General features: G+C 54.2%; 1 protein-coding gene. It reads right to left on the bottom strand.

Annotated features, from left to right (window positions below):
• Positions 1-165: 165 nt before the first annotated feature.
• Complete coding sequence (locus ACH442_RS47990) at positions 166-1,107, bottom strand: SEC-C domain-containing protein (protein ID WP_396344919.1); 942 nt, start codon at positions 1,105-1,107, stop codon at positions 166-168.
• Positions 1,108-1,682 lie beyond the last annotated feature (575 nt).

Here is a 1,682-nt window from a genome sequence, read left to right on the forward strand (position 1 = left end):
TGATCTCATCCGCCGTCTTCGGCTCCACAGAGGCCGATCACGATGCGAATCCCCAGTTCAGAGCCCTGCCGTCCGACAACGCAATGGCCCTGGGCCTGGACAGCAGAAAACCCCGGCAGGAGTCGCGTGAAACGCGAATAACCTACAGGGGTTTAACGTGTCCGGTCAGAACTCTCTAGCAGAACTTACTCCGTGACAGTACTTAAACTTCTTTCCAGAGTGGCAGGGGCACCTTTCATTTCGGCGCACTTTCAGTCGCTCTACCCGTGACGTTGAAAAATTAGCAACGCCAAATCGCCACTCTGTCTCGCGGATCAGGTTCTCCGAAATCTCAATATCCGGCCGCATGAGTATGTACGAGTACTCATCAGTGTAGTTGTCGAAAACTCGAATAGCGATACCCAACGTATTGCGACGTATCTGAGTTTGTCGTCGATATTCGATCGCGCGAACGACGGTCAGGGCCCAAAGCTCTGCTAACCATGCGCGCTTGTCAGGTTTGTTGTCCTTAAAGTCCATCAGCAAAACAAGCGGTCGGTCAACCACAAGTACGCTTCCGCTAACCCTGTGCCGGGCGGAACGGAGCTGTGAGCGATTAGCCACCAGCCATCGCCCAATGAAAGCCTGGGCGACGGCTGGCGCATCGTCAAGAAAATCGAGCATCTCGCGGTAGTCATCAATCGGAAACCCTGGTAGCTCGTCGTTGGGTCCCCATGTGCGTTCAAGCAGTGTCCTGTATTCAGATACTGCGGCAGCATCTTCGACTGCGGCAAATGTCGTCCACGGTCGAGCTCTGGGGCTCATCCTCGGTGTTCCCTCGAAGGCTACAAGTGATGAAAATCGATCATACTCATGAGAAAGTGGCACAGCGACGTCAGCGCCGTGCTCCAGTACACGACCAACGTATCTAAGGACTTCGTGGATTGATCGGAGATGACGGTTGATTTCATACCAATCAGGGAGCGATATGCAAAATGCATCATGATAGGTCGGTAGAGTTACATGAGGGTTTAGCGGATGATCGACAATGACGATGATCGGCCATTGGGAACAATCTTGAATCAGGTCAACAAAGAATGGTTCGCGTTCTGGCTCGGAAAGCGTCATGGATCGGACTGGAGCGCATTTCAAAGGAGATCCACTCCGCTGGTGGGACAAAATTGTTCGCTTCGATCCCCTACCTTGGCGTATCGCTCGTGATACATGTTTCAATACCCAGCGTTCCGCATCGGCATCGGTATCGCGGCGACCTTCTCGTAGCGCGCGGGACTTCACCTGCAAGATAGCCCCGATGTCGCTGCAAAGAATTAGGCCATCGCCAACTTCCCGCACGGCGCTACCCTTGCGAACGAAAGGCTGGTGGTAAACGAACTCAGGGACGCCAAGCGTTGCGGCGATTTGTCGTACCCGAAGTTCAACCGTTTCACCATATGCAGGAGGCATGTATCTGAACGTAGTGGAAGCGGGACAGAAAGTCACTCCTGCAATTTTGCGCCAGGTGTGTTGGAGGGCTCTAGGTCAATTGGCATCCTGGATACCGGGCCGGCATCACTGCGCCTCACCTGCGGCGATCCTCGTTCAGAGGTGCTAGGCCGTGTTTCGTAGGGCGCCGATGTTGCGGCGTGGCGGTGATCGATAACTGAAGAGGTCTCCGGTATTTGGTTCAAGCGACCAAGCCAGAA

This window comes from Actinoplanes sp. NPDC020271 (genome assembly GCF_044388125.1).
Lineage (GTDB): Bacteria > Actinomycetota > Actinomycetes > Mycobacteriales > Micromonosporaceae > Actinoplanes.